At 66.4% G+C, this 24,770-nt stretch carries 26 protein-coding genes; 18 read left to right on the top strand and 8 right to left on the bottom strand.

From position 1 onward, the window contains the following. Positions 1-33: 33 nt before the first annotated feature. Genes AB6732_RS07480 through AB6732_RS07455 form a run of 6 tightly spaced genes read left to right on the top strand, consistent with a single transcriptional unit; the run spans position 34 to position 5,110 of the window. Positions 34-855 (top strand): helix-turn-helix transcriptional regulator, encoded by an 822-nt coding sequence (locus tag AB6732_RS07480; RefSeq protein WP_370959348.1) that lies wholly within the window; start codon positions 34-36, stop codon positions 853-855. After that, positions 855-2,318, top strand: a complete 1,464-nt coding sequence (gene sufB, locus AB6732_RS07475) for a Fe-S cluster assembly protein SufB (RefSeq protein ID WP_066212790.1) — start codon at positions 855-857, stop codon at positions 2,316-2,318. The genes AB6732_RS07480 and sufB overlap by 1 nt, the downstream gene beginning before the upstream one ends. Continuing rightward, positions 2,318-3,556, top strand: coding sequence for a Fe-S cluster assembly protein SufD (gene sufD, locus AB6732_RS07470; RefSeq protein WP_370959347.1), 1,239 nt, complete (start codon positions 2,318-2,320; stop codon positions 3,554-3,556). The genes sufB and sufD overlap by 1 nt, the downstream gene beginning before the upstream one ends. Before the next feature lie 11 nt (positions 3,557-3,567). After that, positions 3,568-3,918 carry a non-heme iron oxygenase ferredoxin subunit gene (locus tag AB6732_RS07465; RefSeq protein WP_278268953.1) on the top strand — a complete coding sequence of 117 codons (351 nt, stop codon included), beginning with the start codon at positions 3,568-3,570 and terminating at the stop codon, positions 3,916-3,918. 42 nt (positions 3,919-3,960) lie between these two features. After that, positions 3,961-4,743: a Fe-S cluster assembly ATPase SufC gene (gene sufC, locus AB6732_RS07460; protein WP_370959346.1), complete on the top strand. Its 783-nt coding sequence runs from the start codon at positions 3,961-3,963 to the stop codon at positions 4,741-4,743. A 34-nt stretch (positions 4,744-4,777) separates the two neighbouring features. Continuing rightward, positions 4,778-5,110, top strand: coding sequence for a metal-sulfur cluster assembly factor (locus AB6732_RS07455; protein ID WP_066212780.1), 333 nt, complete (start codon positions 4,778-4,780; stop codon positions 5,108-5,110). Positions 5,111-5,242: 132 nt separating this feature from the next. On the opposite strand, the gene proS is transcribed toward AB6732_RS07455, so the two are convergent. The 3 genes from proS to AB6732_RS07440 are packed head-to-tail and all read right to left on the bottom strand — an operon-like array spanning position 5,243 to position 8,646. Continuing rightward, a complete protein-coding gene (gene proS / locus AB6732_RS07450) occupies positions 5,243-6,664 on the bottom strand; it encodes a proline--tRNA ligase (RefSeq protein WP_370959345.1) in 1,422 nt (473 codons plus the stop codon). 44 nt (positions 6,665-6,708) lie between these two features. After that, positions 6,709-7,161 carry a carboxymuconolactone decarboxylase family protein gene (locus AB6732_RS07445; RefSeq protein WP_370959344.1) on the bottom strand — a complete coding sequence of 151 codons (453 nt, stop codon included), beginning with the start codon at positions 7,159-7,161 and terminating at the stop codon, positions 6,709-6,711. Positions 7,162-7,209: 48 nt separating this feature from the next. Then, positions 7,210-8,646: an MFS transporter gene (locus AB6732_RS07440; RefSeq protein WP_370959343.1), complete on the bottom strand. Its 1,437-nt coding sequence runs from the start codon at positions 8,644-8,646 to the stop codon at positions 7,210-7,212. Between the two features lie 122 nt (positions 8,647-8,768). Between AB6732_RS07440 and AB6732_RS07435 the strand changes: the two genes are divergently transcribed. The 7 genes from AB6732_RS07435 (at position 8,769) to AB6732_RS07405 (ending at position 15,686) form a co-directional block, all read left to right on the top strand. After that, positions 8,769-9,623, top strand: a complete 855-nt coding sequence (locus AB6732_RS07435; RefSeq protein WP_370959342.1) for a helix-turn-helix transcriptional regulator — start codon at positions 8,769-8,771, stop codon at positions 9,621-9,623. Positions 9,624-9,760: 137 nt separating this feature from the next. After that, the gene (thrS, locus tag AB6732_RS07430; RefSeq protein WP_370959341.1) at positions 9,761-11,770 is read left to right on the top strand and encodes a threonine--tRNA ligase; all 2,010 of its coding nucleotides are present in this window, start codon (positions 9,761-9,763) and stop codon (positions 11,768-11,770) included. Positions 11,771-11,772: 2 nt separating this feature from the next. Then, on the top strand, positions 11,773-12,423 hold the full coding sequence (locus tag AB6732_RS07425) for an HIT domain-containing protein (RefSeq protein ID WP_370959340.1): 651 nt from the start codon (positions 11,773-11,775) through the stop codon (positions 12,421-12,423). A 4-nt stretch (positions 12,424-12,427) separates the two neighbouring features. Further along, positions 12,428-13,039 carry a phosphatidylinositol phosphate synthase gene (pgsA, locus tag AB6732_RS07420; protein ID WP_370959339.1) on the top strand — a complete coding sequence of 204 codons (612 nt, stop codon included), beginning with the start codon at positions 12,428-12,430 and terminating at the stop codon, positions 13,037-13,039. 231 nt (positions 13,040-13,270) lie between these two features. Continuing rightward, on the top strand, positions 13,271-14,200 hold the full coding sequence (pdxS, locus tag AB6732_RS07415) for a pyridoxal 5'-phosphate synthase lyase subunit PdxS (protein ID WP_370959615.1): 930 nt from the start codon (positions 13,271-13,273) through the stop codon (positions 14,198-14,200). Positions 14,201-14,392: 192 nt separating this feature from the next. After that, the gene (locus AB6732_RS07410) at positions 14,393-14,920 is read left to right on the top strand and encodes an AAA family ATPase (RefSeq protein ID WP_370959338.1); all 528 of its coding nucleotides are present in this window, start codon (positions 14,393-14,395) and stop codon (positions 14,918-14,920) included. Positions 14,921-14,990: 70 nt separating this feature from the next. Continuing rightward, a complete protein-coding gene (locus AB6732_RS07405) occupies positions 14,991-15,686 on the top strand; it encodes a DUF4865 family protein (RefSeq protein ID WP_370959337.1) in 696 nt (231 codons plus the stop codon). Positions 15,687-15,785: 99 nt separating this feature from the next. Here AB6732_RS07405 and AB6732_RS07400 read toward each other — a convergent pair whose 3' ends face one another. From AB6732_RS07400 to AB6732_RS07390, 3 genes are all read right to left on the bottom strand, one after another. After that, positions 15,786-16,751, bottom strand: a complete 966-nt coding sequence (locus AB6732_RS07400) for a DUF2332 domain-containing protein (protein ID WP_370959336.1) — start codon at positions 16,749-16,751, stop codon at positions 15,786-15,788. Between the two features lie 376 nt (positions 16,752-17,127). Further along, positions 17,128-17,622 (bottom strand): hypothetical protein, encoded by a 495-nt coding sequence (locus tag AB6732_RS07395; RefSeq protein WP_370959335.1) that lies wholly within the window; start codon positions 17,620-17,622, stop codon positions 17,128-17,130. 117 nt (positions 17,623-17,739) lie between these two features. Continuing rightward, positions 17,740-18,135: a MerR family DNA-binding transcriptional regulator gene (locus AB6732_RS07390; RefSeq protein WP_370959334.1), complete on the bottom strand. Its 396-nt coding sequence runs from the start codon at positions 18,133-18,135 to the stop codon at positions 17,740-17,742. A gap of 63 nt (positions 18,136-18,198) precedes the next feature. On the opposite strand from AB6732_RS07390, the gene AB6732_RS07385 reads away from it, so the two are divergent. Continuing rightward, positions 18,199-19,686 (top strand): MFS transporter, encoded by a 1,488-nt coding sequence (locus AB6732_RS07385; RefSeq protein WP_370959333.1) that lies wholly within the window; start codon positions 18,199-18,201, stop codon positions 19,684-19,686. A gap of 459 nt (positions 19,687-20,145) precedes the next feature. Here AB6732_RS07385 and AB6732_RS07380 read toward each other — a convergent pair whose 3' ends face one another. Both AB6732_RS07380 and AB6732_RS07375 read right to left on the bottom strand, forming a co-directional pair. Then, on the bottom strand, positions 20,146-20,601 hold the full coding sequence (locus AB6732_RS07380) for a PaaI family thioesterase (protein ID WP_370959332.1): 456 nt from the start codon (positions 20,599-20,601) through the stop codon (positions 20,146-20,148). Next, entirely contained in the window at positions 20,598-21,278 is a 681-nt protein-coding gene (locus tag AB6732_RS07375; protein ID WP_370959331.1) for an enoyl-CoA hydratase-related protein, read from the bottom strand. Before AB6732_RS07375 ends, AB6732_RS07380 begins: the two co-directional genes overlap by 4 nt. Before the next feature lie 90 nt (positions 21,279-21,368). On the opposite strand from AB6732_RS07375, the gene AB6732_RS07370 reads away from it, so the two are divergent. From AB6732_RS07370 to AB6732_RS07355, 4 genes are all read left to right on the top strand, one after another. Then, positions 21,369-21,971: a TetR/AcrR family transcriptional regulator gene (locus AB6732_RS07370; protein WP_370959330.1), complete on the top strand. Its 603-nt coding sequence runs from the start codon at positions 21,369-21,371 to the stop codon at positions 21,969-21,971. Positions 21,972-22,006: 35 nt separating this feature from the next. Continuing rightward, positions 22,007-22,273, top strand: a complete 267-nt coding sequence (locus tag AB6732_RS07365) for a hypothetical protein (RefSeq protein WP_370959329.1) — start codon at positions 22,007-22,009, stop codon at positions 22,271-22,273. A gap of 125 nt (positions 22,274-22,398) precedes the next feature. After that, positions 22,399-23,133, top strand: coding sequence for an IclR family transcriptional regulator (locus AB6732_RS07360; protein WP_370959328.1), 735 nt, complete (start codon positions 22,399-22,401; stop codon positions 23,131-23,133). 93 nt (positions 23,134-23,226) lie between these two features. After that, the gene (locus AB6732_RS07355) at positions 23,227-24,687 is read left to right on the top strand and encodes a CoA transferase (RefSeq protein ID WP_370959327.1); all 1,461 of its coding nucleotides are present in this window, start codon (positions 23,227-23,229) and stop codon (positions 24,685-24,687) included. Positions 24,688-24,770: the final 83 nt, after the last annotated feature.

The following is a 24,770-nucleotide window of genomic DNA, read 5'->3' as shown; positions in this document are numbered from 1 at the left end:
AAGTTATTTAGTGATGATTGTGTTGTGTATTCCATGGACACCTCCACGAACAGGCCGGTCGACAGCCTGAATCCGGGGGCCCAGCAGGGCGCTCCGGGCTCGGTCGCGCCTGCACCTCGTGCAAGTTCGTCCCGTGCGGTCTCGCGAGGCTCTCTGGTGGAATCCGAGGACCGCACGCGGGACAAGGTCCGGGCCGCCGTGCTCGAGCACGGTCCCATCAGCGCCGCGGAACTCGGCAAGCTCCTCGGTTACACGCCCGCCGCCGTCCGCCGACACCTGGACCAGCTCGAACGCGGAGGCGTGATCGAGGTCAAGCGCATGGTCAAGGCCGGCGCAGGGGCGGGCCGCCCGGCGCGGCGCTACGTCATCAGTTCCCAGGGCCAGCAGCACTGGGGCGATGACTACCTGGACATCGCGAGCAAGGCGCTGCACGAACTCGCGGCGCTTGGCGGCGAGCAGGCCGTCGAGGCGTTCGCCGAGCGCCGTTTCGCCGGTATGGCGGAGCGCTACGCCGACGAGGTGAACGCCGCGGGGCCCGACGTCGAGGCCCGCGCCATGGCCCTCGTCGAGGCGCTCAACCGCGACGGCTTCGTCGCCAATGCCAATGTCCTGCGCATCCATCCGGTGAGCAAGAAGCCCTTGCCGCCGCAGCTCACAGCCATCCAGCTGTGCCAGGGGCATTGCCCCATCCAGAACCTGGCCGCCGAGTTCCCGGTCTTCTGTGACAAGGAGACCGAGGTGTTCGAACGGCTTCTCGGTGTGGACGTCCGTCGTCTTTCCACGCTGGCCAACGGCGGCCACGTCTGCACCACGCACATTCCTACCGGACGCAACCACCAGCAAGAAAGGCCGTGATGACGGACCAACTAGCAGAAAAGCCAGTGGCTGAGGGTACGGTGATCTCCGAGATTCTGGAAAAGAACCCGGAGCTCCACGGTATCGGCAACTACGAGTACGGCTGGGCAGACAAGGACGACGCCGGCGCCAACGCGCGCCGCGGCCTGAACGAGGACGTCGTCCGGGACATCTCCACCAAGAAGAGCGAACCCGAGTGGATGCTTGACCTGCGTCTGAAGGGCCTCAAGTACTTCGACCGGAAGCCGATGCCCGCCTGGGGCGCGGACCTCTCCGGCATCGACTTCGACAACATCAAGTACTTCGTGCGCTCCACGGAGAAGCAGGCCGGTTCCTGGGAAGAGCTTCCCGAGGACATCCGGACCACCTACGAGAAGCTCGGCATCCCGGAAGCGGAGCGCAGCCGCCTCGTGGCCGGCGTCGCGGCTCAGTACGAGTCCGAGGTCGTCTACCACCAGATCCGTGAGGACCTGGAGCAGCAGGGCGTCATCTTCCTCGACACCGACACCGCGCTGAAGGAACACCCGGAGATCTTCCAGGAGTACTTCGGCACCGTGATCCCGGTGGGCGACAACAAGTTCGCCTCCCTGAACACGGCCGTGTGGTCCGGCGGTTCCTTCGTCTACGTCCCCAAGGGCGTCCACGTGGAGATCCCGCTGCAGGCCTACTTCCGCATCAACACGGAGAACATGGGCCAGTTCGAGCGCACCCTCATCATCGCCGACGAGGACTCCTACGTGCACTACATCGAGGGCTGCACCGCCCCGATCTACAGCTCGGACTCGCTGCACTCAGCCGTGGTCGAGATCGTGGTCAAGAAGGGCGCCCGCGTCCGCTACACCACCATCCAGAACTGGTCCAACAACGTGTACAACCTGGTGACCAAGCGCGCGATCTGCGAAGAGGGCGCCACCATGGAGTGGATCGATGGCAACATCGGCTCCAAGGTCACCATGAAGTACCCGGCCGTCTACCTCGTGGGCGAGCACGCCAAGGGTGAGACCCTGTCCATCGCCTTCGCCGGCGAGGGCCAGCACCAGGACACCGGCTCCAAGATGGTGCACATCGCTCCGAACACCAAGAGCTCCATCATCTCCAAGTCGGTGGCCCGCAACGGCGGCCGTGCCGCGTACCGTGGCCTGGTCCAGGTCCGCGAAGGCGCGAAGCACTCCGCCAACACCGTCCGCTGTGACGCGCTGCTGGTGGACACCATCTCCCGTTCGGACACCTACCCGTACATCGACATCCGCGAGGACGACGTGCTGCTGGGTCACGAGGCCACGGTCTCCCGTGTCTCCGAGGAGCAGCTGTTCTACCTGATGTCCCGCGGCATGCCCGAGGACGAGGCCATGGCCATGATCGTGCGCGGCTTCATCGAGCCGATCGCCCGCGAGCTCCCCATGGAGTACGCGCTCGAGCTCAACCGCCTCATCGAACTCCAGATGGAAGGATCCGTCGGTTAATGACTGCCGAAGCAACTGAGAAGGCCCGCATCGGCGCCCCGTCGATCGCCGGTTTCACCGAAGAGGGCGAGCAGCTGGTCTCCAGCAAGGTCGACCACAAGCACAATGACGGCACCACCGTCATGTCCTCCCGCGCCGAGCGTCTGACCAGCCACAACGTGGCCGATTTCGCCCTGCCGGACGGCCGTGAGGAGGAGTGGCGCTTCACCCCGGTGCGCGAGCTCCAGCCGCTGCTGCAGGACGGCGCGAACGACGACGGCGCCACGACGGTCTCCGTCGAGGCTCCAGAAGGCTACGTGTCCGCTCCGCTGGCCATCGGTCAGGCACCCCGCGCCACCGCGCTGGTGCCGGCCGACCGTGCCGCCGCCGTGGCGTCCGCCAACGCGCCCGAGGCGCTGCACGTCGTCGTGCCCGAAGGCGCGCAGCCCTCGGAGCCCGTGCGGGTCCTGCTGTCCGGCCAGGGCGCCGGCAAGCGCTCCAACAGCCACCTCGTCCTCGAGGCGGGCGCCAACTCCAAGTCGGTCGTCATCCTCGAGCACGACGGTTCCGCCAACCACAACGGCAACGTCGAGATCTTCGTCGGCGAGGCCGCCGAGCTCACCGTCGTCTCCGTGCAGCTCTGGGAGGATGACGCCATCCACCTGGCCCAGCATGACGCCGTCGTGGCCAAGGAAGGCGTGTACAAGCACATCGCCGTGACGCTGGGCGGCAAGATCGTCCGCCTGAACTCCAATGTGCGCTTCTCCGGCGAACAGGCCGAGGCCGAGCTCCTGGGGCTCTACTTTGCCGACGCCGGCCAGCACCTGGAGCACCGTTCGTTCGTGGATCACAACGTGCCGAACTGCACCTCCAACGTCCTGTACAAGGGCGCGCTGCAGGGCAAGGGCGCTCACACCGTGTGGGTGGGCGACTGCCTCATCCAGAAGCAGGCCGTCGGCACCGACTCGTACGAGAAGAACCAGAACCTGGTCCTGACCGACGGCTGCCGTGCTGACTCCGTGCCGAACCTGGAGATCGAGACCGGCCTGATCGCCGGCGCCGGTCACGCGTCCTCGACCGGCCGTTTCGATGACGAGCACCTGTTCTACCTCATGGCCCGTGGCATCCCGGAGGATGTGGCCCGCCGTCTGGTGGTCCGCGGCTTCCTGAACGAGATCATCCAGAAGATCAAGGTCCCGGCCCTCGAGGAACGTCTCACCGAGGCCGTGGAACGCGAACTGACCGCAGGCGAGAACTAGAAGGAGCGGACGTGCCGGAAACGCCCCAGGGCACCTTGGTGTGCAAGAGCACCGAGATCTCGCCCAAGCAGGCCCTCAGGGTTCTCCTCGAGGGATACCCCGTCGCCGTGGTGAAGGACTCCATGGGGGAGATCCACGCCATCGGTGACACCTGCTCGCACGCGGACGTCTCCCTCTCGGAGGGTGACGTCGAGGGCTGCGCGATCGAGTGCTGGGGGCACGGTTCCCAGTTCGACCTGCGGTCCGGCCAGCCGCTCCAGCTGCCCGCCTATGATCCCGTTCCCGTCTTCGCCGTGGAGATCCACGGCGACGACGTGTACGTCGACACCAGCAACGTTGTGAACGGCGCCCGGGTCTTCTGAGCCCCGGCCGCACCAAACAGACTTAGGACAAGAAAGAACAGCATGTCTACTCTTGAAATCAAGGACCTGCACGTCAGCATCGAGACCGAGCAGGGCGAGAAGGAAATCCTCAAGGGCGTCTCCCTGGTCATCAAGACCGGCGAGACCCACGCCATCATGGGCCCCAACGGCTCCGGCAAGTCCACCCTGGCCTCCACGATCGCCGGTCACCCGCGCTACACCGTGACCAGCGGCACCATCACCCTGGACGGTGAGGACGTCCTGGAGATGAGCGTGGACGAGCGCGCCCGCGCCGGCCTCTTCCTCGCCATGCAGTACCCGGTCGAGGTCCCCGGCGTCACCATGACCAACTTCCTCCGCACCGCCAAGACCGCCATCGATGGCGAAGCCCCCTCGCTGCGCACCTGGACCAAGGACGTCAAGGCCGCCATGGAGCAGCTGCGCATCGACGCCGACTTCGCCCAGCGCAACGTCAACGAAGGCTTCTCCGGCGGTGAGAAGAAGCGCGTGGAGATCCTCCAGCTCGAGCTCTTCAAGCCGAAGTTCGCCATCCTCGACGAGACCGACTCCGGCCTGGACGTCGACGCCCTGAAGGTCGTCTCCGAGGGCGTCAACCGCGCTCACGCCGGTGGCGAGATGGGCACCCTGCTCATCACCCACTACACGCGCATCCTGCGCTACATCAAGCCCGACTTCGTCCACGTGTTCGTCGACGGCAAGGTCGTCGAGCAGGGTGGCCCGGAGCTGGCCGACCGCCTCGAGGACGAGGGCTACGACCGCTACGTGGCCGGCGCCGGCACGGCAGCCGAGCCGGCAGCGGTCTGAGCCACTCGCCTGACAACCCGGGAGGGGACAGAAGATGACTGAAGTGAATGCGGCCAGGACAAGTCTTGAGGACGTCGAAGAGGCGCTCAAGGACGTCATCGACCCCGAGCTCGGCGTCAACGTCGTGGATCTGGGCCTGCTCTACGGGCTCAAGTACTCCGACGAGGACGGCGCGCTCCTGATCGACATGACGCTGACCACCGCGGCATGCCCGCTCACCGACGTGCTCGAGGAGCAGGTCGGCAAGGCCTTGGACGGTGTCGTCGACGACTGGCGCCTCAACTGGGTGTGGATGCCGCCGTGGGGTCCCGAGCGGATCACCGATGACGGCAAGGACCAGATGCGGGCCCTCGGCTTCAACATCTGATCCAGCGTGCACGGCTGAGCACAGCTCGAGTGGCCGAGCTCAACTGGCCGAGCACAGTTGAACGACGACGGCGGCGGCCGGGAGAAATCCCGGCCGCCGCCGTCGTTCGTGTGAGTGAGCCCCCGGGCCGCGTCAGTAGCTCCTGCCCACCACCGCGAACAGCTCCTCGGGGCTCGCGTCCGGGGCCGGGAGACCGCCGTCCTCGGTCTGCAGGCAGCGCACCGTGATGGCCGAGGCGTTGAGGGTCCTCCCGCCGGACTCGCCGAGCAGGTCCCAGCGGATCCGCGCGAATCCCGTCTGGGCGGCCTCCTGCGCCTCGGCGGGATCGGCCGTCTCGAGGGTCCGGTCCGTCAGCCGCCGCTTTGCCTCCTGGAACATCGCGTCCTGGATCTCCGTCAGCAGGCCGGGGATCAGCGCGGAGGTCTCGCTGAGCGACACCGGTTCCTTGGTCCCGGTGTCCCGGCGGACGAGCGTCGCGACCCCCTGGTCCAGGTCGCGGGGACCGAGCTCGATCCGGAGCGGGACACCCTTGAGTTCCCACTCCGTCACGCGGCGTCCGAAGCCGGTCGTGAGCCGTTCGTCGATCTTCACCCGCACGCCGGCCTGCTCCAGGTCCTCGCGAAGGCGGGCCGCGGCGGCGAGGACGCGGCCGTCGTCGCGCACGGGGACGATCACCAGTTGGACCGGGGCGATCGCGGGAGGGAGACGCAGACCCGTGTTGTCGCCGTGGGACATGATCAGCCCGCCGAGCATCCGGGTGCTCGACCCCCAGGACGTGGTCCAGCAGTCCTGCACGGCGCCGTCCGCGTCCGTGAAGCCGATGCCGAAGGCCTTGGCGAAGTTCTGCCCGAGTTCGTGGCTCGTGGCCATCTGGAGCGCTTTGCCGTCGACCATCATGGCCTCGCAAGTCATGGTGTTGACGGCGCCCGCGAACCGCTCCGCCGGGGACTTGTCACCCACCAGGACGGGAATGGCCAGGACGTCCTCGAGGAACGAGCGGTACACCCGGAGGTGGATGCGGCGCGCGTAGGCGGCGGCTTCGTCCCGCGTCGCATGGGCGGTGTGCCCCTCCTGCCACAGGAATTCGCTCGTCCGCAGGAAGGTCCGGGGACGCATCTCCCAGCGCACGACGTTGGCCCATTGGTTCAGCAGGAGCGGCAGATCGCGGTAGGACTGGACCCACTTGGCCATCAGTTCGCCGAAGATCGTCTCGCTGGTGGGCCGCACGACCACCGGCTCGCTGAGCTCCTTGCCGCCGGCATGGGTGACCACGGCGAGCTCCGGGCTGAAGCCGTCCACATGTTCGGCCTCCCGCTCCAGATAGGACTGCGGGATGAACAGGGGAAGGTAGACGTTCTCAGCGCCTTCGGCTTTGATGCGGCCGTCGACCGCCGCCTGCATCCGCTCCCAGATGCCGTAGGCGTAAGGGCGGATGACCATGGTTCCGCGCACCGGGCCGTTGTCGGCCAGCTGTGCCTTGTCCAGGACGTCCTGGTACCAGCGGGGGAAGTCCTCGGCTTGATCGGCGAGGACGGAAGCGTGTGCTTTCACCATGGCCCGACCCTACCGGACGATTCGCCGCTGTGTGCCTGACCGTCTCAGGGCTTGACGGTGTAGTGGCTCGTGATGGCGACGCGGTTGTAGGCGTTGATCGTGATGGCGAGCCAGGACACCGCGGAGATCTGCTCCTCAGTGAGCACCTGGGACACCGGCACGTAGACCTCATCCGGGACCTGGTGATCGGACACCTCGGTGATCGCTTCGGTCAGGGCCAGCGCGGCGCGTTCGACGGCGGTGAAGTACTCGCTCTCCCGCCAGGCCGGCAGTACTGCGAGGCGGTCCTGCGTCTCGCCCAGCTTGACCGCGTCCTTGGTGTGCAGCCGCAGGCAGTAGGCACAGCCGTTGATCTGCGAGGCACGGATCTTGAGGAGCTCGCACAGCTGGGGGCTGATGTCCGCGGCGGCAGCGGCCTCGGTCGCGGCCTTGCTCAGCTTCCCCAGCGCTTTGAAGGTCTCGGAATGGGCTTTGCTGATGTTCACTCGACGGTTCATGTCTGCATGGTAACCGTGGCCGGAGAGCCGGGGCATCCCCCGACCGGCTTATTCATGAGCCGTTCGACGGCGGTTCAGCCGGAGCGCCAGGAGCACCACGATCAGGGCGATTCCGAGGTCCAGGAACGTTCCTGCGGCGAACTCGGCCTTGCCCGTCAGACCCGCCGCGGTGCAGATCCCGCCGATCAGGATCACACCGAGGGAGAGTGCCAGTTGCTGCACGGTGCCGAAGAGGCCGCCGGACAGACCGGCCGCCTCCACCGGGATCTCGCGCACCACCGCCTGGGTGAGCGGGGAGAAGATCATCGACTGCCCGGCACCCAGGAGCACCAGGCTCGGCTGCAGCAGCAGGGGAAGAGTCGGGGTCCAGGCCAGCAGCACGGTCGCGGCGATCAGGACGAGCGCCGCCCCCTGGAGCGTGACGCCCCAGAACAGCGTGCGGTCGCCGAGCCACCGCTGGATCCTGGGCAGGCTGAGGGACACGGCCGTGAAGATCAGGGCGAAGGGAAGCAGGAGGAGACCCGCATCCAGGGGCGTCAGGCCGAGCCCGTGTTCCAGGGCGCGGGGGATGACGTAGAGGATCGCCCCATACCCGGCGAAGAAGAGGCCTGCCGCGAGCAGCCCGGTCTGCAGGGCCGGCAGGCGCAGGATGCTGGGCGGCAGCAGAGGGACGCGGCCGGACTGTTCGATCCGGTTCTGATGCCGCCACAGTGCGAGCAGCAGGACCGCGCCCATCACGAGCGCGACGGGCACCGGCCACGGCCAGCCGAGTGAGGGCCCGAACGTCAGCCCGGCGGCCAGCAGCAGGACTCCGCCGCCGAGCTGGAGGGTGCCCGCGACGTCGATGTCCACGGCCTCGTGGGCTGTGCTGCGGGGTGCGAAGCGGCCGAGCACGACGGCGGTCGCCGCGATCGCCGCGGCGAGCCAGTAGACGGCGCGCCAGCCGGAGAGCGGGCCGAACGTGACGCTCGCCAGCGCCCCGCCGGCCACCTGACCGAGTGCAGCACCGATCCCGCCGCTCGCCCCGAAGGCGGAGATGGCACGCACGCGCGCCGCGCCGTCGCTCGTGGCCTGGATCGTGGCGAGCACCTGCGGGGTGCAGAGCGCGGCGCCGAGTCCTTGCGCGATCCGTGCGGCGATCAGCACGCCGAGGTTCGGCGCGAACGAACAGGCCACGGCCGCCACGAGGAACACCACCATCCCGACGGTGAACATGCGGTGACGGCCGTAACGGTCACCGAGGCGCCCGCCCAGGATCAGCAGCGTGGCGAAGGGGATCCCGTAGCCGGCGACGACGAGTTCCAGCCCGGCGTCGGACGCGGAGAACTCCGTGTGCAGCTGCGAGAGGGAGACGGTGACGGCGTTGAAGGCGTAGGACCCGACGCCGGGTGCCAGAACGAGGCCGAGATAGCGCCAGATCGGCACGGCGGCCGGTGGGACCGGGTGGAGCGTGGTCACGGGTGAGGCGGCTGGTGCGGTGGTCATGGGACCACTCTGCTCCGCTTCTTATCCTGGTGCCAGGAGCCTGTTTATCCTGGTAGTGACAGCACCCGGTCCAGCGGCTCGCGGCCGCGCACGGGCGTGAGAGGATCGCTGCAGGAGGAGACATGTCCACTTCGGCACGCCGCGAGGAATTCGCGGAATTTCTGAGTTCCCGCCGGGCCCGGCTGCGGCCCGAGGACGTGGGTCTGCCACGGGGCGCGCGGCGGCGTGTCGCGGGCCTCCGGCGCGAGGAAGTGGCCCAGCTGGCCGGCGTCGGCCTCACCTGGTACACCTGGCTCGAGCAGGGCCGTCCCATCGCCGCGTCGGAGCAGGTGCTGACGTCGATCGCACGGGCGCTTCTGCTCAGTGACGACGAACGCGATCACCTCTTCGCTCTGGCCGGCGCCGCGATCCCCGAACGTGCCCCGATGAGCTGCCTGAACGACGCGCACCACGAGCTCCTCGCCAAGCTCATGCCGTATCCGGCGGCCGCGCAGACCGCCCGCTTCGACATCGTCGCCTACAACCGCTCCTACCGGTATCTGTTCACGGACTTCGACAGGATCCCGGTGGGGGAGCGCAACTGCGCCCGGCTGCTGTTCACCGCTCCGGAGTGGCAGAAAGCGCACGTGGACCTCGAACACGCTCAGCGGCGCATCGCCGCTCGTCTGCGCGCCGCCTATGGCCGTCATCGCGAGTATCCCGAATGGCAGCGCTTCATCCAGGAACTCCAGGACGCCTCTCCCGTGTTCCGCGAGCTCTGGGCCCGTGGCGACGTCTCCGGCGAACGTAATGCCCTCAAGCGGCTCCGCCACCCCGAGCTGGGCGAGCTGAACCTCAGCATGACGAGTCTCTGGACCGACGAGACGCTCGGCTCGCGGATCGTGTGGTTCGCCCCGGCGGATGCCCTGAGTGCCGAACGTCTGGAACTCCTCGCACTCCTGGAGCAGGATCAGCCGCTGACCAGCGCCGCGGCCTGACCCGCGCCACCGCGGATTCACCGGCGCTCCACGAGCGCCGTGCCGAGCGCTCCCGGCGCTCGTACTAGACTGTTCGGTGGCTGGCTGTGGTCCCGTATGCCGCAAGTCATGAAGCCGCAATGTGAACAGGAGACACCGTGTCAGAAGCCCAACAGATCACCCTCAGAGTCGACGGAGACGAGACCCAGGTGACCACGGGCACCACTGGCGCGGAGTTGTTCTTCGACCGCCGTGATGTGGTGGTCATGCGTGTCGATGGTGTGCTGAAGGACCTGGCCCAGCCCCTGGAGGCCGGCGCCGAAATCGAGTCCGTCACCATCGACTCCCCGGACGGCCTGAACGTCCTCCGCCACTCCACCGCGCACGTCATGGCCCAGGCCGTGCAGCAGCTGCGTCCGGATGCCAAGCTCGGCATCGGCCCGTACATCAAGGACGGCTTCTACTTCGACTTCGACGTCGCCGAGCCCTTCACCCCCGAGGACCTCAAGGCCCTCGAGAAGATGATGCTCAAGATCGTCAACCAGAACCAGAAGTTCGTGCGCCGCGTGGTCTCCCCGGAGGAGGCACGCGAGGCGATGGCTCACGAGCCGTACAAGCTCGAGCTGCTCGGCAAGGCCGACTCCGCCGACGAAGCGGGCGAGGGTGTCAACGTCGAGGTCGGCGCCGGCGACATCACGATCTACGACAACGTGGACCGCAAGAGCGGCGACGTGGTCTGGTGCGATCTCTGCCGCGGCCCGCACCTGCCCAACACCAAGCTGATCTCCAACGCCTTCGCGCTGACCCGTTCCTCCGCCGCGTACTGGCTGGGCGACCAGAACAACAAGCCGCTGCAGCGCATCTACGGCACCGCGTGGCCCACCAAGGAAGCCCTCAAGGAGTACCAGGAGCGCCTGGCCGAGGCGGAGCGCCGCGATCACCGCAAGCTCGGCGTCGAACTGGACCTCTTCTCCTTCCCGGACGAGCTGGGCTCCGGCCTGCCGGTGTTCCACCCCAAGGGCGGCATCATCCGCAAGGCCATGGAGGACTACTCCCGTCAGCGGCACGTGGAGGCGGACTACGAGTTCGTCTACACCCCGCACATCACCAAGGGGCACCTGTACGAGGTCTCGGGTCACCTGGACTGGTACAAGGACGGCATGTTCCCCGCGATGCACGTCGACGCGGAGTTCAACGAGGACGGCACCGTACGCAAGCCGGGCCAGGACTACTACCTCAAGCCCATGAACTGCCCCATGCACAACCTGATCTTCCGCTCCCGCGGACGGTCCTACCGTGAACTTCCGCTGCGGCTCTTCGAGTTCGGCTCGGTGTACCGCTACGAGAAGTCCGGCGTGGTGCACGGCCTGACCCGCGTCCGGGGCATGACTCAGGACGACGCTCACATCTACTGCACCAAGGAGCAGATGAAGGATGAGCTGACCAGCACGCTCAACTTCGTGCTCGGGCTGCTCAAGGACTACGGCCTGGATGACTTCTACCTGGAGCTTTCCACCAAGGACCCGGAGAAGTACGTCGGCAGCGACGAGGTCTGGGAGGAAGCCACCCGCACCCTCGCCGAGGTGGCGGAGGCCTCCGGGCTGGAGCTCGTGCCGGATCCGGGTGGAGCGGCGTTCTACGGCCCCAAGATCTCCGTGCAGGCCAAGGACGCCCTCGGCCGCACCTGGCAGATGTCCACGATCCAGCTGGACTTCAACCTGCCGGAGCGCTTCGAGCTCGAGTACCAGGCTGCCGACGGCTCCCGTCAGCGTCCCGTGATGATCCACCGGGCGCTCTTCGGTTCGGTCGAACGCTTCATGGGTGTCCTGACCGAGCACTACGCCGGGGCGTTCCCCGCGTGGCTCGCGCCGGTTCAGGTCGTGGCGATCCCGGTCGCCGAGGCGTTCAACGACTACCTCTATGAGGTGGCGGCGAAGCTCAAGAAGGCCGGCATCCGGGTCGAGGTGGACGCTTCCAGCGACCGTTTCCCGAAGAAGATCCGCACCGCCAGCAAGGACAAGGTGCCCTTCGTCCTGATCGCCGGCGGTGAGGACGCCGAGAACGGCGCAGTGTCCTTCCGCTTCCGAGATGGCAGCCAGGACAACGGGGTGCCGGTCGAGGAGGCCGTGCAGCGGATCGTCGACGCCGTGAAGAACAGGACCCTCTAGGCATGACGGAACCCACAGGCGCTGCGGAGACTTCCGGGACGGGCGCGACCTCAGATGAAGCCGTGACCGACGATTTCCAGCTCCCCGGCGTCCCGGACGCCTTCCAGCGCCTGTGGACCCCTCATCGGATGGCATACATCAAGGGTGGTCAGGAGCAGTACGACCACCCGGACTCCTGCCCGTTCTGCGTGGCGCCGAGCCGTTCCGATGAGCAATCACTCATCGTTCACCGGGGGAGGCTCTGCTACGTCATCCTCAATCTGTACCCGTACAACCCCGGGCACGCCCTCATCTGCCCCTACCGCCACGTGTCCTACTACACGGACCTGACGGAGGAGGAGACCGCCGAGTTCTCGGCCCTCACCCAGACCACCATCCGCGTGCTGCAGAAGGTGTCCCGTCCGGGTGGCTTCAACATCGGGATGAATCAGGGCAAGGTGGGCGGCGCCGGGATCTCCGAGCACCTCCACCAGCACGTGGTGCCCCGCTGGGGCGGCGACGGCAACTTCCTGCCGATCATCGCCCAGACCAAGGCGATCACGCAGACCTTGGGCGAAGTCCGGGAACTGCTCGCGGACGGCTGGCCGGTGGACGACGACGGCGACCGGCCCGCCGCGGGTGCCGCACGCACTGAAGCGGCGGGGGATCGCTGAGCCCATGCTCAACCGTTTCGCGCGCACCTTCTTCACGCGCCTGTTCACGCCCCTGGCCAAGGCTCTGCTCAAGGCCGGGGTGAGCCCCGATGCCGTCACGGTGACCGGAACGCTCGGCGCGGTCCTCTCCGCGCTGATCTTCTACCCTCAGGGGCAGCTCTTCTGGGGGACCGTGGCGATCACGGTGTTCATTTTCTCGGACGTGGTGGATGGCATCATGGCACGGCTGTCCGGACGGCACGGCTTGTGGGGAAACTTCCTCGACTCGACGCTGGACCGTGTGGTGGACGGCGTGCTGTTCTCCACGGTGGCCTTCTGGTACTTCACCGGTGGGAACGACCCTGTGATCGCGACGGCCGCCCTGGCGTGCCTGGTCCTCGGCATGCTCGTGTCCTATGCGCGCGCGAAGGCCGAGGCGCTGGGCTTCGAGTGCAATGTGGGCATCGCCGAACGCGCGGAGCGGCTCGTGGCCCTGCTGGTCATGACCGGGCTCACCGGTCTCGGGCTGCCGCCGGTGGTCCTCCTGGTGACACTCGTGCTGCTTGCGCTGGCATCGCTCTTCACGATCGGGCAGCGCGTCGAGACCGTCCGGCGTCAGGCTGCCGCCGTCCGCTGACCCGGAACCGGACGGGGGAGCGGCTCGGCTGGGAGTGGCCGGGGCAGAGGCTTCATCGTGGTCTGTTACGCGTGCGCGCCTCACGAGCGGTGCCGCCGTCGGACAGCTATTAGACTTGTCGGCAGGCGGCGTTCTGCCGCCGGTCGGGAGACACTGCGTGAGTTTGGCCGCGTGTTCCTGGCGTACGCCATTTTCTGATACCCATAGGGGTTTTTTGTGTCTACAGCTGAACTGAACGGCGAGAACACCAACGGCAATGCCGCCGATGCGAAGCAGCGAATCGTCACCGGCAGCAGCCGCGTGAAGCGGGGCATGGCCGACATGCTCAAGGGCGGCGTCATCATGGACGTCGTCAACGTCGAGCAGGCCCGGATCGCCGAAGACGCCGGCGCCGTGGCCGTCATGGCCCTCGAGCGCGTCCCCGCGGACATCCGCGCCCAGGGCGGCGTGTCCCGCATGTCCGATCCGGACATGATCGACCAGATCATCGAGGCCGTGTCCATCCCGGTCATGGCGAAGGCCCGCATCGGTCACTTCGTGGAGGCCCAGGTCCTGCAGTCCCTCGGCGTCGACTACATCGACGAGTCTGAGGTCCTCACCCCGGCCGACTACGTCAACCACATCGACAAGTGGGACTTCGACGTTCCCTTCGTCTGTGGCGCCACCAACCTCGGTGAGGCCCTGCGCCGCATCAACGAGGGCGCGGCTATGATCCGCTCCAAGGGCGAGGCCGGCACCGGCGACGTCTCCAACGCCACGGGTCACATGCGCAAGATCCGCTCCGAGATCGCCAAGCTCTCGGCCCTGCCCGAGGACGAGCTGTACGTGGCCGCCAAGGAACTCCAGGCCCCGTATGAGCTGGTCAAGGAGGTCGCGGCCACCGGCAAGCTGCCCGTGGTCCTCTTCACCGCCGGCGGCATCGCCACCCCGGCCGACGCCGCCATGATGATGCAGCTCGGCGCCGACGGCGTGTTCGTGGGCTCCGGCATCTTCAAGTCCGGAAACCCGGCCCAGCGTGCCGCCGCCGTGGTCAAGGCCACCACCTTCTACGACGACCCCGAGGTCATCGCGAAGGTCTCCCGTGGTCTGGGCGAGGCCATGGTCGGCATCAACGTCGACGAGCCGGCGCGCTCCATCCAGTTCGCCGAGCGCGGCTGGTAAACACTGGCACATGAGGCGATTCGGCCCACGCCTCCATCGATTGGCGGCGTGGGCCGTTCTCACTTTTGGGCTGTGGCTGGTGAGATCATGAATCCGGCCCTGGCGTTGCTCGTCGGTGGCGAGCCAGGACAGCTGGCCGGATTCCGTCACCCTGCCCTTCCGCCGTAGTGCACAGTCTGACTACGATCGTGTGTGGGTAGAAGAAACGTCCTCATCGAAGGCGGCTCCGGGACCGGGAAGACCGCCGTGTGTGAGGAACTCGCGCGACGCGGATACCAGGCCATTCACGGCGATCGTGAGCTTGCCTACCGGGGGGATCCGAAGACCGGAGAACCGGTGGGGAACGTCACTGGTCTGGCCGTTCACGACCACCATCTCTGGCGTGTCGACAAGGTCCGAGCTCTTGTGGCAGATCACAGCGAGCCTGTGACGTTCTTCTGTGGCGGATCGCGGAACGTTCTGCAGTTCATTCACCTGTTCGACGCAGTCTTCGTCCTCGACGTCGACACCGCGACCCTGATCAGGCGGCTTGACAGTAGGCCAGAAGAAGAGTGGGGAGGCCGGGGGCGTGACGCGGAACGAGATCTGATACTCCACCTACACCGAACGAGAGCGGACGTTCCGGCTGGAGGCATCGCGATCGATTCCACCGCGTCGGTCGCCTACGTCGTCGACGAAATCCTTGCCTTGAGCGATACGGCGGGAAACTCTGCCCGGTAGCCGGGGCAGAGGGCCAGTCGCGACGGCGTGCGACGACGACCATGATCAGAGCGTTCAAGGAGAGCCACTGATGTATGCGATGCAGTACCAAGTGGGCCTGCCGGCCGATTACGACATGGAGACCATCCGTGAACGCGTCCGCAAGACCGGGCCCCTCCTGGACGGCTTCGCCGGACTCGAGTTCAAGGCATATCTGATCCAGGAGAAGGTCCAGGGCGCGCCTCGCAACGCCTACGCGCCCTTCTATGTCTGGCGGGATATCGACGGCATGAGGAACTTCTGCTGGGGAGAACCAGGCTATTCGTCCATAGTCCGCGATTTCGGGCGTCAGCCCATCCAGGACTGGACTGTCCACCGGCTCGTCGCTGGCCCCGGGGACTACAGTCAGGCACGGAGCCTCTCGATCACGAATACTCAACTGCCGACCGGCATCGCGCCTGCCCGTTGCCTCGACGCGATTGCTCAGCAGTTCCTTTCACGTGTCAGCGAAAGCACGATCTCACTCGTCAGCGCAGTGGACGTCACCACCTGGAATGTCGTCCTCGTCGAACTCAGCAGCGCCCCAGCCGACCAGCGGTCAACGGATTCCGCCATTTACGAAGTGCTCCACGTCTCGACCTCTGCCCGATCCGCCGTTGGCCTGGCTACCAGCATCCTCATTCCCGGCTTGTCTATCGTTCGCGACGGCGGTGGGCACGCACCCGCGATCAGTTCAGACGCGTCGGTGAGCTGTAGAGACGGTGGGTGCGGGCGCCGTCGTCGATGAACACGTCAACGCAGCATTCCGCGGCGCAGGTTCCGAGCCGATCCCATCCCGGCCGCGCGCAGGGCGAGGTGCCTGAGGCAACAGCGCGGAAGGAAGGTGTCACAGAGCTTCGTAGCTCTGCCCGTGGGGGCCAACGAAGGCTAGCGGAGTGCCGTTCGCGGAAACGACAGTCCTCCCGTTGGCCGGTCCAGTGAGCTTAGTTTTGATGGTCGGGAGGACGTGTTCACCTTCGTTGCTGATCCACGTCACCTCCGGCATGGATTGCATGAGGTCCACGAACCGAGCGCGTCGCTCAGCTTCAAGGTAGACAAGCACCGCGCTGTGGAACACCACGGGCCTGGAACCGCGCGGAGCCTGGGCAACGAGCGAAGGAATGGCGTTCAGCAGGTCTCCACGCACCAGATTCGGCGGATCTGCCGCGACGATCTTCCGTGCAGCCTGGAGCCTTCTGCGTCGGGAATCGTGCTCGGGCCACACAAGAGTTTCCAGCCATTCGACCTGTGCGGGGTCGCTGACATCAAGCGGGTTCACATCAACGCCGACCCGCGCGACGACTTCGGGGATCCGATGTGGAACGCTCTTCGGATCGATACGGCAAGGCAGCTCAACCGTGCTCAGCCCTTCGGCAGGGTCAAGGCCGATGATGCCTTCTCCGGTGTCGTACCGGTAGCTGTATTTGTCAGGGTAGAGGCATAACCCCGCGGATGCTCCGGCTTCGATGAGCGCCAAAGGCCCTTCGAGGCGACTCAGCACAGGCAGGAGGACCGCGCACCTGCCCGCTTCATTGGTCTGGGTGGACCGTTCTCGGACTACAGGTTCGACGTCAGACCAGTGGTCCAGTATCCAGACGCGGAATCCTCGGTAAGGACCCACCGGCGCACCCTTGAGCCGGGCAGCGGCGAAGACGAGGTTCGGTTGACGTTTCCCCCATGGCAAAGTCTCGATGACGGCCAGCACCTCGCTGTCTTCGGCCACTGAGGACGCCCATTCACAATAGATGGGCGATATATCCCGTGCTTCGACGCGAGCGAAGCTGCGGTACATCTCCGACGTCACACTCTGCATAAGACTCATGCTAACGGCCGCGACCAGAGCCGCGTCCGAATCGATGAGACCGAGGCCCGGAGCATCCTCATCCTTGTCAGAGATCGTGGTGCACCGATCGGTTGCCCCGGGTTGCCATCGTCACCGGCTACATCGCCATGAAGTCACTCACTCCACTGACCTGACAAATGGGAATACGTCGTGCTGCTTGCCTCGGTTCGTGGTTCCGCCATCATGGCGCAAGACATCGCTATTACTACGGAGTGCGGATACCGGGCTCGCGTCCTCGGCGGTCGCTCACACTCATGGGGTCATGCGGAGATGAGGAAGGCGATGATCACGGCAGCGGCCACTGAACTCAGGACCCAGCTGCCCGTTTGGTCATGATCAGCCTTCTTCACATCGCACGCCGCCGGCCTCTCGCAGGAGCCTGCTCTTGTGGAGATGGTTCTCTGGGGGCTGGTGGAAGCGGCTGATCGGACGCGTGATTCATTCGTGCCCGGCGGAGAGCGTACGCTACAAGGCATCCGGCGAGGGAGGCCAGGGCTGCCGCGGTTCCGGCCCGGAGAATGAGGCCGAGCGATTCCGGCCAGGTCGCGTTCCCGGAAAGCAACGTCAGCACCGTCACGAACAGCGCGCCGATCCCGAAGCCCAGAGCGGTGATGATCACCGTCCGTGCGAGGTCGCTCAGCCGAGCAAAGCGGCGTTCGACCAGGAGCGCAAGGGGCAGCCAGATCGCTGCGCCCAGCGCCGCGAACACCAACGCAGTGCCGAGCAGAAGCGCCAGCAAAGTGCCCATCGGCACGTCTCCGTCACCGGGCGCTGCCAGCAGTCCCATGACGGCGAGAAGCGGCCAGGCTGCCACGCCCCACACGAGCTCTTTTGCCCTCATGCTCCCGGAGCGTAACAGCACACTGTGACCAGCGAATGAACAGCAGTCGTGGCGATGTCAGGATACGTTTTCGAGCGATTATCCTCGCGGCTGGCGGAGTGCCCGCCACACGAGGTCTCATTCCGCCGTGAGTGCCTCGTTGAGCTCGCACAACCGGCCGCCGGCGCGCATGGCGTCGACCGCGCGAGTGAGTTCCTTCAGGCGTCGTTCCGCGCTTGCGATGAGTTGGTCGGAGATCCGGGCCCAGTCCTGTGGCTGCGGGTTCTCGGGCAACTCCTGAAAGATCTCGGCGATCTCGCGAACGGTGAACCCGACGCGCTGGGCGAGCTTGGCCACCTTGACTTGGCAGCCGGCACTCGCGTCGAAGCGGCGCTGATTGCCGGAGGTGCGCACGGCGGTGATCACGCCGTGCTGTTCATAGAACCGAACGGCGGAAGGTGCGACGCCGCCTTCCTCGGCAACGTCTCGGACGGTCCGGAGACGCTTGGCCTCCACAATTTGGGTGGTAGTCATGAGCCAAGGCTGTCAGTCCTGGCGCTTGACTTCAATATTTGTTGAAGTCTTAGCGTGCCGAGCATGGACAACACATCGTCAGCATCGGGCCCTTCGTCAGACCCATCGGAGCGCGGCAGCGGCCGGTCCACCACCGGGGTGACCACGGTGCTCGCGGCAGGGATCCTCCTGCAGGCGATCACCATGTACCTCACCAGCGCTCTGATGCCCAGCGCGGTCGCCGACATCGGCGGAGATGCCTACTACGCATGGGTCACGACAGCGTTCATCGTCGCGGGAGTCGCTGCCACGGTGGCGACTCCCGCAGTGCTCGGTCGGCTCGGATCTCATCGCTCGTACGTGTTCGGCGCGGGTGCGTTCGCGATCGGCAGTGCGGTCGCCGCGGCCGCGCCGAGCATGGAGATGCTGTTGATAGGCCGCGCAGCCCAGGGCGTCGGAGGCGGACTTTTGTCCGGGTTGGCGTTCGCTCTCATCAGGATGGCGCTGCCCGAGCCGGCGTGGGCACGCGCGACCGCTGTCGTCTCGGCGATGTTCGGGGTCGGCACGCTTGTTGGCCCAACCGCCGGCGGGGCATTCGCGCAGGTGGACGCCTGGCGGCTCGCGTTCGCGTCGGTCGCCGCCGCCGCCGCCGCCGTCGTTCTGGCGATCGCCGCGCCGCTCGCGCTGCCCCGATCGCCGAGGTCGGTGAGCCTGACGCGGCTGCCGCTTCTCTCGCTGATCGTCCTGGTCGGCGCGGTTGCTGCGCTGAGCGTCACCAGTGTCCTGCCTGGCGGCTGGGTGTGGGCCGGAGTCGTGCTTGCGGCGATCCTGCTGATCGTGTTCGTCGCCGTCGACCGTTCTGCGCGCGTCGGTGTCCTGCCACCCCTCACCTACACCCGGGGCCCGCTCAAGTGGATCTACCTGGCGCTCGCTCTGACCACGGCCGCTCCAGCGAGCGAGGCGTTCACCCCCCTCTTCGGGCAGCGTCAGTTCGAGCTCGCACCCTTCGCAGCCGGTTTCCTCGGTGCGACAGTGTCGGTGGGCTGGTCTGTCGCTGCGATCTGGAGCTCGCGCGCCGAGCAGCCGAGCCATCGTGCGCGCCTGCTGCTCGCCGGTCCAGCTGTGACGGCGGCTGCGATGGCCGTGCTCGTCGTTCTGCAGATCATCCCAGGCGGTAGATCGGCCATCATCATCGGGTGGGTTCTGGCGCTGATACTTGCCGGCGTCGGCGTCGGCCTGGCGAATCCACACCTGCCCGTTCGGGTGATGTCCAGTACCTCGAGCGAAGCCGATGGGGCCACCGCTGCCGCCGCGATTCCAGTCGTCAGCCAACTCGGGCAGGCGTTCGCCGCCGCTATCGGAGGCACCGTCGTCAATGCGGCCATGCCCTCGATCGCGGGTGCCGCAGCCGGCCTGTTGGAACTGGGGGACCACAGCATCCCGGCTCCTCCGCTCTGGGCGAATCTGCAGTTCGACTGCAGAGGCCTGGTTCAGTCGTATTTCGCGTGCTCCAGGACCCGATGGCCGAAGGGGGAGGCGAGGTGCACGGTCAAACGATGTATGACGGCCTGAAGGGTGCAAATCTCTTGAGGCCCCGCCGGCTTGCGGGCGATCACTCCGATGGTGACTTTCTTTCCTTCTTCCTTGAGATAGATCGCGACAGGACGATCGCATGCGCCGGATTCGGCCATGAGGCTGATGACCTTGCTGGACGGTTCAGGGCCTGTTCCTGACCAGTCCAGGAGTTTGTGGGCAGCCGCGTTCGGGAGGTCGGAGAGATAGGGGAGGGGCGCTCCTGGACCCACGGAGGGAAGCGGCAGGACGTTCGGGGTCTGGGTCGCGCTCACGATCCCCGCCGTCACCCCTCCTGTCACGACGACCGCAGCGGCCAACAACAGGACGAGCCGCGATCCTTTCATCACCACACCCCGTAACTGGTCTGCCTTTCGTGGTCGCGCCCGCTTCTGCTTCTTAGTACTACCTTGGTCTGGCGGGAGAATCGCCACAAGCTATTCGGCGGCTCCTGGGGGGTCAGCGGTAGATCATGCACGTCTCGGTGCCGTGGGCGATGAGTTTGCCGGCTTCATCGGTCACTTGGCCTTCTGCCAGTGCGGTGGACCGCCCGAGGTGGAGCACGCGTCCGGTGGCCGTGAGGCGGGACGGGGCATCGGCTTGGATGGTGCGGAGGTAGTTGAGCTTCATTTCCAGGGTTCCGTAGCCGATGCCGGGTCCGAGCATGGAGTGCACGGCGCAGCCCATGGCGGAGTCCAGCAACGTGGCATGGATGCCGCCGTGGACTGTTCCCAAGGGGTTCGCGTGGTCCGGGCGGACTTCGATGCTGAAGACGACGTGTCCTTCTTCCACGGTCTGAAGTTCCGCACCCAGCAGGACGCCGATGTTGGGCCTGAGCTCAGGATTGGACTGGAAGAGCCGCAGGAGCTGGAGGCCGCTCAGTGCGGAGAGCGCCTCTGCTGGCGAGGTGTTCATCGGACGCCTCCGGGGATGTGCTCGACGGGGTTCCCCAGGCTCTGGAGCGCCTCAGCGTAGAGACCGGTCTTGATCGCCATGAGCGTCGCGGGGTCCTTGCCGACCAGCTTTCCTGCCAGTTCGAGTGCGACGGCGGCAACGGAGTCCTCAGGCGCCGTACTGTCGACGAGTTCGAAGCCCAGGGCTTCCTGCGCTCCGAAGCGGCGTCCGGAGATCATCGCGGCGGTCCGGGCGCGCGGGGTCAGCTTCGCCGCGAGCAGGGCGTGCATGCCGGTGGTGAAGGGCATGCCCAGGTCGACTTCAGGCAGACAGATGTAGCCCTTGTCTTCCCGCATGACCCGGTAGTCGTGGGCGAGGGCGAACATGGCTCCCGCTCCGAAGGCGTGGCCCGTGACGGCCGCCACTGTCGGGACCGGGAGGGTGAGCACCCGCGCCAGCAAGGTTTCTGCTCGCGCGATGTAGGCCGCGAATCCGGCCGAACCCAGGGGTGTGGCTTCCAGGGCGAGGCCGGTGGAGAAGAACTTCCCCGTTCCCAGGGTGACCAGGGCCGAACCCGGTTCTGCCTCGACACGGCTCAGGGCCGCCTCGACCACGGTGAGCCATCCATCGGTGAATTGGTTCTGATCATCGTCCAGGTTCAGCGCCCACACGCCGTCCCTCTTCGCAAGCTGCGGCATCGGAGCGTCCTTCCAAGTAGACCGATCGGGCTACTCTGACCATAATGGGAAAGCCCCACGTCCACAAGCACACGAGTCCAGGAGAGCGCGATGACCGTCAAGAAGAGGCTCGTCGATTCGGCCATTGGTCTGCTGCGGCGTCGCGGTGTCGCCGGCACGGGCCTGGCGGCGGTGCTGGAGGACAGCGCGGTGGCGCGACGTTCGATCTATCTGAACTTCCCTGATGGCAAGAATCAACTCGTCGCGGAGGCGACCCGCGTCGCAGGGGAACGCGTGCATTCCAGGATGCTCCGTCACGAAGGGACGGCCGAGGAACTCATCGCCATCCTGATCCAGAACTGGATCAAGGAGCTCCAGCAGACGGACTTCAGGGCCGGATGTCCCGTCGCCGCCGCGGCCATGGGCCACGAGGTAGCGGCCGAGGCGGGTATCGCCGCCGGAGACGCTTTCGAAGCCTGGACCGAGGCCCTGGCTTCCTCCTACGAAGCCGACGGCCTGGCCCGCCGCGAGGCACAAACTTCGGCCACCCTTGCCGTCTGCGCCATCGAGGGAGCGATCATCCTCGCCCAGGCCACCCGCAGCATCGAGCCACTGCAACGCATAGCGGAGGGTCTCACCGGGGCCTCCGGCGCTGGGGGAGAGGCAGCGGGCTCGTCAGGCGAGAGTCGCCAACTTCCTTGGCTTCTCTTGTAGTCTCCGGCAGGGTTGTTCATGACGGAAGGTCGGAAATGCCTGCTCGCAGCACGTGGAAGCTCGACTTCCTGGCCGCCGGTCAGGGGGTCTCCAGTGCCGGCGATGCCATGACTCCGATCGCTCTGATGCTGGCCTTCCAGTCCGCGGGGGCTGATCCGCTGCTGGTGCCCCTGGTCCTGGTGCTGGGATTGCTGCCCAGCGTGGTTCTGGGTCCGGTCCTTGCCCCCTTGGTGGATCGCATGGAGTCCTCCCGGCCCCTGCGGATCCTCTGCCGCTGCGGTTCGCCGTGGGACTGGCGCTAGCCTTCACTGACCGCCCGCCCGAACATGCACGGACTGTGCGCCCGTGCTTCGCGCCGCCGGGAGCGACCCTGGATGACGCACGCCAAATCTTGGCCTTCTCCGCAGCGAACCGGCATCATGGGACGATGACCTCCCCCCATGGGAATCAAGGTGTCCACCGCATCGACCGGATCCTCGAGAGCGTCGCTCGCGCGCCTGTCCCACCGCGGCTGACGGATATTGTCCATGAGACGGGCCTTCCTCGTAGCACGGCGGCTGATCTGGTCGATGAGCTCAGGCGGGCAGGGTATCTGCAGCGCTCGGCCAACACCTATCGGCTTGGACGGCGTTTGCAGGTTCTTACGCTGATTGCCAAGCTTCCGCCCCCAACCCCGATCGAGCATGCCCGGCTGGGAAGCCTCAGCCGGGTCGCGAAGACTCCACTGGCACTCGCAGCACTCGTGGGCGGCGAGATTCTCTACCTCGACGCGGCGGGCCCGCAGGCCCCTCAGCGACTGCGAACTATCGCAGAGGATCTTCGTCCCCGTCCCGCGTTGCGTACCGCAGCCGGGCGGCTCCTCCTGACTTTCGCCGATGACAAGCAACGCGATCATGTGCTTCGTACTGTCCGCGAAGCCGACCCCGAATCCGTCGAAGCGTTCCTACCAGAGATGCCGACGATCCGACGCACCAGAGTCGCACGCAGCGATGGCCTCGCCGACGTCGGTGTCCGGGCTCTTGCGGTGCCGGTGACCGAACACGGAGCGGTCACCGCTGCCATCGTTCTTCTCGGACCACGCATTTCGCATCGCTCCGACCCAGTTGCCCAGCTAAGCCTGGACAAGGCCGCTGCCGAGTTGCTCAACGCCTGGCTCGACTGAGTTAACCGGCGGCCACCTGAGGTGGAATCTCCAGCTATTCCGGATATGCGGATCCAGTAGAAACCGGCCAAGTACGGCATCAGACTCGATGGCATGAGCGAACAACCAGGATTTCCGACAACCCTGCAGATGGTCGATGAATTGCTGAGCAGCCTGTACGGGGATGGAGCGATGGGCGATCCTAAGGTGAGCATTGTGGGCGCTGATCCTCTCTCGCCCTCGCCTCATCGTCTGGCGGATGTCTCCGCAGCAGCGATCGCAGCGTTCGGCCATCAAATCGCCAGCCTGGGTGGTGATCGCGGTGCGACCGTGGACCAGGTAACCGTGCGGGCTGCCGAGGCGCTCGATCAGCTTCGGGCACCGTTCCTTGCGACCGTCAACGGGGTGTCTCCACAGCTGTTGACGGACGATCAGAGCCTGCTCGGGCTCAATGACTTCTACCGGACCCGCGATGGCTGGGTGTTCCTTCTCTCGACCTACCCGCATCTGCGCCGGGCCGTATGCGAAGTCCTGGACTGCCCACCCACCCCTGAGGCCATCTCGGAAGCCGCCCGCCATTGGGCGGCGATCGCGTTGGAGGAGGCCGTGGTTGCCGCCGGCGGGGTCGCGGTCGCGGCACGCACGAGCGCAGAATGGGCCCGGCATACCGTTGGCCAACACCTCGCGGCGCGTCCGGTGATTGAGTTGGAGCGCATCGGGGATGGCCCCCTACGGCCATTGACTCCTCTGATGCTTGCGGACGAGGCGATAGATCAGTGGCTGCCACTTTCGGGAGTCCGGGTCGTGGATAACACCCACGTGATCGCCGGACCGGTGGCCGGGAAGCTGTTGTCGGCCTTCGGCGCGGAGGTGGTCCACACCTCACGACCCGACCGTCCGGACGCTCTCGGCATGCTCGCCGTCACGGGCGGCGGAAAGCGCAATGCCTATGCGGACCTGCGAACCGAGGAAGGCCGCGATTCGTTCGACCGGTTGGCCCGTTCGGCGGACGTGGTCATTAACTCCTACCGAAACGTGAGCCAGTTTGGTTTCGATCCCCAGCAGCTGACCGACCGGTTCCCCGGAATCATCACAGCCGAGGTGCATTGCTGGGGGCCCGATGGGCCCTGGTCGCAGCGTGGCGGATTCGATCAGCTCGCGTGTGCGGCCACGGGTTTCTCTCTCGACGAAGGCCAAGCTCGCGGCTACGAAGCTGGCCGCCCGGCGCTGCCACCCACCCACCTGCTCAACGACTATCTCGCAGCCTACTTGGTCAATGTGGGTGTGGTCGCGGCCTTGCGGCGGCGTGCGCAGGATGGCGGTTCTTGGCGGGTGAGAGTCAATCTTGCGCGAGTGTGCATGTGGGTCAGGGACCAGGGCACCTACCCGATCGATCAGGTGGCACAGATACCGATGCCCTCGCCGAGCATTCCCCTCTACAGCGTGGATAGTCCCTTGGGCACCATGACCGAACCGGTCATCCCCCTGACCTTCTCCGGCCACCGGGCGCCGACGCCCGCGGCCCCGGCTCTGCTGGGAACCGCACCGGCAGCCTTCCGGACCCTCCGCCCATAACACCGACCGAAAACTATTCAGGGAGAGGACGATCATCATGGATCTACGAACTGAGATGGCTTGGCTGTCTCGGACCGGATCTC

It is taken from the genome of Arthrobacter sp. RCC_34, assembly GCF_041360795.1.
Classification (GTDB): Bacteria; Actinomycetota; Actinomycetes; order Actinomycetales; family Micrococcaceae; genus Arthrobacter_E.
The sequence above is the reverse complement of the archived record's forward strand: the minus strand, read 5'-3'. Positions and strand labels throughout refer to the sequence as shown.